This is a genomic window from Saccharicrinis sp. 156, from assembly GCF_050589685.1.
Taxonomy (GTDB): Bacteria; Bacteroidota; Bacteroidia; order Bacteroidales; family Marinilabiliaceae; genus Saccharicrinis.
Map to the genome: position 1 here is coordinate 97,112 of NZ_JBNGOS010000025.1, position 7,213 is coordinate 104,324.

Consider the following 7,213-nt stretch of genomic DNA (forward strand, 5'->3'; position numbering starts at 1 on the left):
GTAAAACTTCACAATAAAATAATCCGGGATGTTGAAATACATGACAATTCATCGTGTTTAATTCAATAATCCTCATTATTTTCGCTGAAAATAAAAAAGGCAAATACAACGCATGAAGAATATTAAAGTTGGCCAACAGGAGTTTGGCAAAGACAAGCTTTTCCTGATAGCTGGTCCGTGTGTGATTGAGAAGGAATCGATCATGATGGAAACGGCGGAGAAGTTGAAAACAATAGCAGAAAAACTCGACCTTCCTTTTATTTTTAAATCATCTTATATCAAAGATAATCGTAGCTCGGTTGAATATTATCATGGACCTGGATTGGAAGAAGGTTTAAAAATGCTCGAAAAAGTTAAAAATTCCTTTGACGTGCCGGTTATTTCGGATGTTCATCAAGAGGCTGAAGTAAAAGCTGCTGCCGATGTATTGGATGTAATCCAGATTCCCGCCTATCTCTGCATGCAGACTTCGCTGGTAACCGCAGCCGCTAAAACAGGTAAGGCCATCAACGTAAAGCACGGTCAGTTTTTGGCTCCGGAAAACATGATTAAGCCGGTTCGGAAAATAGAACACTTTGGCAACAAAAATATCATGGTAACTGAACGAGGTTATGTATTCGGTTACAATGATTTGATTGTAGATCCACGTAGTTTTTATGAAATGCAACAAACGGGGTACCCTGTTGTATTCGATATTACACATTGTATTCGTCGTTATGGTATTCCTAGTTCCGATCCTAGCGGAGGAACACGTCAGTACCTGGGGCCCATTGCCCGGGCAGGGGTTGCTGCTGGTATCGATGGAATATTTATTGAAGCGCATCCTGATTGCACAAACGCACTATGTGATGCGGCGAGTCAGTACCCATTGGATCAGTTAGAGGAATTCTTAAAGCCTTTGATTGACATTCACAATATTGAGAAACAAACAAGAACAGAAGTTTAATATCACCATACAAATATTTTATCATGGAATTATATCTTGATTCTGCTGACATTAATGAAATTGAAGAAGCGTTTAAGTTAGGCTTTATTGATGGTTTAACTACCACGCCAACTTTTATGCACAGACACGGTATTACCGATATCGATGCCGCTATTGTAAAGCTATCGAAAATGGTACCTGTACTAATGATTGAAGCGTTAGGGGATACTGCCGAGGAAATTGTTGCTGAGGCTAAGCGTTTATTGAGCTTAGGTTTAGATAAAAAGAAAACTGTATTTAAGATACCAGCTTCGTTGGTTGCGGCTAAAGCCTGTAAAATGCTTCGCGACGAAGATATGATGGTGAATATTCACTTGGTTTACAATATTCAGCAAGCGTATATGGCCATGGCCGCTGGCGCTACATACGTTTGTGTATTGGTGGGTCGTATGCAGGATCAGGGTTATGATGCCTTGAAGCTGGTTGATGATTGTGTCAAGTTAGTTGACAAATATAACTACAATACAAAAATCATGTTCTCGTCGGTACGTTACCCGGAGCACATTAAAAACGCCATTGAATTAGGTGCGCAAAATATCACCATTCCTTGGAAGATAATGAAGAACCTGAACAACAATAACTTTACTGAGATTGGAACGCAGCAGTTTGTAAACCATACTCGCCAAATGACCATGAAGGTAGGTGAGATTATTGGAAGCAAAAACCCAACTATTGGTTTGGATGCCAAAGTAACCGATGCTACTGTCGAAATGACTAAGTATGCTACTGGTGCGGTTTCTGTTGTTGATGCAGAAGGTAATCTTAAGGGAATATTTACGGATGGAGATTTGCGTCGTCATATGAATATTAACGGAGAGAAGATCTTGACCATGAAGATGAGCGATTTTGAAATGAAGATGCCTATTTCAATTGATATGGAGGAAAAACTTCATGCAGCTGTCGGTATATTCAAAGAAAAACAAGTAGACAACATCATTGCGACCAGTAACGGAAAACCTGTTGGAATGGTTGACGTACAGGATTTGGTTAAGTTAGAAATCCTTTAGTATATATAAGAGTCTACTTTATCCCTAAGCGGATAGCTATAATATGATAAGGGGTGATTATTTTTAATCGCCCCTATTGCGTAAAAAAGGAAGTGTAACATTTTATTATTCCCTCCCGTCGGTAACGGGTTGTCTAATATCTAAAAATTTAAGAAAATGCCGGGTACAGAATTATTTGGTAAGGAAGAAAGAGAACAAGTAATGGAAGTCCTTGAGACAGGAATTCTATTCAGATATAACCACGATGCGCAAAGAAAAGGCATTTGGAAAGCCAAGGAGTTTGAAAAAGAATTTGCGGATTACCACGGTGCTAAATATTGTCATATGGTTACGAGCGGTACTGCTGCCGATGCTGTTTCATTGGCTTCGGTGGGTGTTGGTGCCGGCGATGAGGTAATTGTTCCTCCGTTTACGTTTATTGCGCCAATTGAAGCAGTAGTTAACTGTGGGGCTGTTCCTGTATTTGCGGAAATAGACGAAACGCTTTGTTTGTCCGCAGCGTCAATTGAAGCTGCCATCACACCCAAAACCAAAGCGGTGATGCTGATACATATGGTAGGTGCCATGGCTCAAATCGACGAGATTGTTGATGTTTGTAACAAGCATAATATCATTCTTATAGAAGATACTGCTCAGGCTTTGGGAGGATCTTATAAAGGAAAAATGTTAGGTACCTTTGGTAAGGTTGCTTGTTATTCTTTCGATTTCTTTAAGTTGATTACTGCTGGAGAAGGCGGTGCAGTGTTGACTAACGATGAGTGTGTTTATAACACCGCGCATACCTGGTCCGATCATGGCCATAGCCATATTGGGAACAACCGTGGAGCTGAGGAGCATCCGATATTAGGAACCAATTACCGTATCAGTGAGCTTCATGCCGCTGTTGGTCTGGCACAGTTCCGTAAGATCGATTATATACTGGAAAGACTTCGTGCCAACAAAAAAGTGCTAAAGGACTATTTGAAGAAATTCCCTCAGGTGGTTTTTCGGAATGTTCCGGATGAAGACGGAGATTCGGCTACTGTGTTGAATTTCTTTTTGCCAACACAAGAGGAAGCAAAGAAAGCTTGTGCGGATTTAGGTGCTGAAGGTGTTGCTGCCGCTTATTGGTACGATAACAACTACCACTTTATTAAAAACTGGGGACACCTGACTGAGTATAAGGTGGCCGCCCCTGTGGGTATGCAGTTTTTAGATAAGCCTCAGGATTATACAAAGCTGGATTTGCCTAAGTCATATGATCTAATCGGTAGGTTGGTTTCTGTTAACATGAACATCAAAACTACTCCCGAACAGTTAGAGGCTATCTGTAAAGCTTTCGATAAAGTTTTAGGATAAATATATAATTTAACCACGAATGATAGTATATAGTATTATATGCATTATTCGTGGTTTTTATTAATTAGTGGTTGATGGATGAATTTGTTTTAAGGATCATATAAATCAACTTTCAACTTTCAACTTTTAACTTTGAACTAATTATTATGCTATACGATTTTAGAAGTTTTGTGAACCCGGGTCATTATGCTTTCGGAAAAGGAAACCTTAAGCATTTGGGCGAATTGATTGATAGAAGAAAAAATGAAACCAATGATTGGACCGTGTTTATGATCGATCATTATTTTCAGGATAAAAAAGAAACGTTGGATCGTCTTCCTATCGGGGAAAAAGACCTTGTGTTTTTTATTGATACCAAAGATGAGCCAAAAACAACCTTGGTAAATCGATATCGCGACCAGATATTGGCGCATCAGCCTGCATTGCCCGCAGTAATGGTGGGTATGGGTGGAGGCACCACCATGGACTATGCCAAAGCAACAGGTTTGATGGTGACCAACGAAGGCGATTCAAAGGATTATCAAGGTTTAGATAAAATCAAAAACGAAGGTATTTACACAATCGTAATCCCAACGGTTTCCGGCACGGGAGCCGAGGTCTCAATGACGGCTGTGTTGAGTGGGCCGGAAAAGAAATTGGGTATCAAGTGTGATTATACTATACCTAATGAGGTGCTTTTCGATCCGGAGTTATTGGCAACAGTGTCGGATGAGGATCGTTTTTTTACTGGAATGGATAATTACATCCATAATGTGGAGTCTTTGAACGGAACCTGGATTACTTCCATGGGTAAGGCTTTTGCGGAAAAGTCAAATGAAATCTGTGTAGATGTATTTATGAACAAATATCCTGACCGACTTGAAGCTGACGAAAAAATGATGGTAGCTTCCATCATGGGAGGTAATAGTATTACTTATGCGCAAGTTGGGGTTTGTCATGCTTTGTCCTACGGATTAGCCGTTGTTTTGGGAACGCATCATGGAGTTGGCAACTGTATTGTATTTAATCAATTGGAGAAATATTATCCGGATGGTTACAAACTGTTTAAAGAAATGCAGATTTTACAGGGTGTTGAAATTCCAAGTGGAATAACAGCAGGGTGTTCCGATGATCAATTCGACCAAATGGTGGAAGTGGCTTGGGCGAATGAGCACATGTGGAATAATGCCTTCGGTCCTGAGTGGGAAAAGCATATTTCAAAAGCAGAGTTAAAAGCGTTGTATAAGAAGATGTAAATTTTGGATTAGAGAACTTCAGACATTAGAAAATAGACTTTTTTAGTATCTTATTCTTGTCCCTTATCTCTTATCTCTTATCTAATAATCGAAAATGAACATAGTAGGAATCATTCCAAGTCGTTATGCATCGAGCCGCCTGCCTGGCAAACCATTAGCTATGATTGGTGATAAGCCAATGGTGCAGTGGGTGTACGAAAATTGCCTAAAAGGGCTGGAGCATGTGTTTGTGGCCACCGATGACCAACGTATTGTTGATGCGGTGGAGGCTTTTGGTGGCAAAGCAGTGATGACAAGAGAAGATCATACCAGTGGTACTGATAGATGTGCTGAAGCTGCCGCAAATATTGAAGAGAAGTACGGCGTGAAGGCCGACGTGGTAGTTAATATACAGGGTGACGAACCATTTTTTGAGGCAGCTCAATTGAATGATATCAAATCGGCCTTTGAAAATCCGGATACGCAAATAGCTACCTTGGTGCAAGAAGCAAAAAATTTGGATCAGGTGTTAAGTCAGAGTGAGGTGAAGGTGGTGTTGAATAACTGGGGCGAGGGTATTTATTTTAGTCGTGCTCCTATCCCTTTTTTACGTAATGTGCAACAAAATGAGTGGATGGAGCATCAGACCTTCTATCGTCATTTAGGTATTTATGCTTATCGCATGGATGTTTTAAAGGAGATTGTTAAGCTGGAGCAGTCGACCCTGGAAAAAGCCGAATCGTTGGAGCAGTTGCGATGGATCGAAAATGGTTTCCCGGTTACCTGCGTTATCACCGAACTAGAAGAGACCATGTGTATTGATACGCCTGAGGATTTAGAAAAAGCAAATGAACTGGTAAGAGGCAAGTGATTTGCTAAAAATTGTAAGTATGCTCTGTAACGCCTGTCTCGAATTCATTTTGGGAGGCAAAAGATAACAGCCTAAGGTAACGTCCTGGGTATATTGATGAAATAAATCGGCGCAATTATAAAGTTGTTATTTGTAATAACTTGTCTTGCGCCGAAATTGTATTCGTTTGAATTTAATAACATTTTGTATACGATGAACATTCAAAACCAATTTGAAAATATCGGGGGACGGTTTATAAGGCCTGTTGATGAGTTAAAACAAAAGCTATCAAAAATAAAAGCTTATATCTTTGATTGGGATGGCGTGTTTAATAATGGTTCAAAGGTAGGTGACGAAGGAAGTAGTTTTGCCGAGCCGGATGCTATGGGTGTTAATATGCTCAAATTGGATTATTGGTTGCGTAATGGTGAATTGCCTGCTACCTTTGTTGTTACGGGTGAGGAAAATCGTAGTGCTCAGTTTCTGGCTAAGCGTGAACATATGAATGCAGCTTTCTATAAGTGTAAATTTAAAGTTCGGGCTTTAGATAGAATTTGTATAGAAAATAACTTGAAGCCAGAAGAGATTGCCTTTTTCTTTGATGATATATTGGATGTTGAGTTGGCCCGTACAGTAGGGGCTAGCTTTCAAATTAATCGTAAAGCCAATCCTATTTTTAATCAATACCTGGTTGATAATAAAAGCTGCGATTACAGAACAGGAAGCACCGGTGGTAATGGTGGAGTTCGAGAAGCATGTGAGTTGATTGTTGGCTTAATAGGTAGTCTGCCCAATGCCATCGAAACCCGGATTGAGTTCACGGGTGATTATACAAAGTATTTAAACGACCGTAATCTTATAGAAACAGTTTGTGAACCGGTGGAGTAACAATGCTTTGTTATGATATTATAAATAAGCCATCTTTTCTATTATAAGAAAAAGTGGGCTTTAAATTGAAATAACCCTTATGTGCAGCGAGCTATCTATCAATTTATATAGCTCGGGTTCTTCCCTCAATCCTGAGACTGGGGAAGTACTCTGTCGCAGACAGAGGGATGGGGTGTTATTTGCCTTGTCCTTTTCCCCTTTTTAACCAGCCCTTATAAAACTCTTCAATCTCCTCCAATATCTGCTCCAGAAACTCAAATACAAACTTGTTTTCATACCTTAATACAGATATGCCTTGTTCATTCAAAAACGTATCTCTTTTTAAATCGTATTCTTCATTGTAAACATGTACTTCGCCGTCCAGCTCAATAGCCAATTTAATTTGTACGCAATAAAAATCTAAAATATAGTTACCAATTGGGTGCTGTCTTCTAAACCTTAAGCCATTAACTTGTTTGTTTTTCAAATATTTCCATAGTTCAGTTTCGGCCGGAGTGGAGTTGTTTCTTAGGTGTCTTCTGAATTGTTTTAGTTTGGTGCTGTTTGATTTCATTTTTATTTAAAAGGTAGGGAAAAATATAAATTAGTTCCCAAAAGAAACATAAGGTGTTCAAGCGTAGAGAGCTATCTATCAATTTATATAGTTGTTGGTTCTTCCCTTAATCCTGAGATTGGGGGAAGTACTTTTACACAGTAAAAGGGATGGGGGTGTATGATTTGCAAGATTCATCAATCCCCATCCCACCGCTTGCTGCGGCGTACTTCCCCTTGCCTTTAAAGGGCAAAGGGAAGAGCCAAGAAGGTTTTAAACTGTAACAACCAAACTCAAAACTAAAAAACAACCACCCCACTAATTAGTGCCGGCAAGAAAAGTCGCTTTTTTTACAAAGTGGACAAATCCAAGCTGATTTATTTCAATATTAAAAGAGTT

Annotated in this window: 7 protein-coding genes; 6 read left to right on the forward strand and 1 reads right to left on the reverse strand. The window is 39.6% G+C overall.

Features of this window, described 5'->3' with window-relative positions; genetic code table 11:
* Window positions 1–112: 112 nt before the first annotated feature.
* The 6 genes from kdsA to ACRD64_RS16025 all read left to right on the forward strand — a co-directional run bounded on the left by kdsA (window position 113) and on the right by ACRD64_RS16025 (window position 6,282).
* Window positions 113–946 carry a 3-deoxy-8-phosphooctulonate synthase gene (kdsA, locus tag ACRD64_RS16000; protein ID WP_430934460.1) on the forward strand — a complete coding sequence of 278 codons (834 nt, stop codon included), beginning with the start codon at window positions 113–115 and terminating at the stop codon, window positions 944–946.
* 23 nt (window positions 947–969) lie between these two features.
* Window positions 970–1,992, forward strand: coding sequence for a transaldolase family protein (locus ACRD64_RS16005; protein WP_430934461.1), 1,023 nt, complete (start codon window positions 970–972; stop codon window positions 1,990–1,992).
* 156 nt (window positions 1,993–2,148) lie between these two features.
* The gene (locus tag ACRD64_RS16010; protein WP_430934462.1) at window positions 2,149–3,330 is read left to right on the forward strand and encodes a DegT/DnrJ/EryC1/StrS family aminotransferase; all 1,182 of its coding nucleotides are present in this window, start codon (window positions 2,149–2,151) and stop codon (window positions 3,328–3,330) included.
* 146 nt (window positions 3,331–3,476) lie between these two features.
* A complete protein-coding gene (locus tag ACRD64_RS16015) occupies window positions 3,477–4,565 on the forward strand; it encodes an iron-containing alcohol dehydrogenase family protein (RefSeq protein ID WP_430934463.1) in 1,089 nt (362 codons plus the stop codon).
* Between the two features lie 94 nt (window positions 4,566–4,659).
* Entirely contained in the window at window positions 4,660–5,415 is a 756-nt protein-coding gene (kdsB, locus tag ACRD64_RS16020; protein WP_430934464.1) for a 3-deoxy-manno-octulosonate cytidylyltransferase, read from the forward strand.
* A 192-nt stretch (window positions 5,416–5,607) separates the two neighbouring features.
* Window positions 5,608–6,282, forward strand: a complete 675-nt coding sequence (locus tag ACRD64_RS16025; RefSeq protein WP_430934465.1) for a hypothetical protein — start codon at window positions 5,608–5,610, stop codon at window positions 6,280–6,282.
* A gap of 175 nt (window positions 6,283–6,457) precedes the next feature.
* On the opposite strand, the gene ACRD64_RS16030 is transcribed toward ACRD64_RS16025, so the two are convergent.
* Window positions 6,458–6,835 carry an endonuclease domain-containing protein gene (locus ACRD64_RS16030; protein ID WP_430934466.1) on the reverse strand — a complete coding sequence of 126 codons (378 nt, stop codon included), beginning with the start codon at window positions 6,833–6,835 and terminating at the stop codon, window positions 6,458–6,460.
* Between the last annotated feature and the right edge of the window lie 378 nt (window positions 6,836–7,213).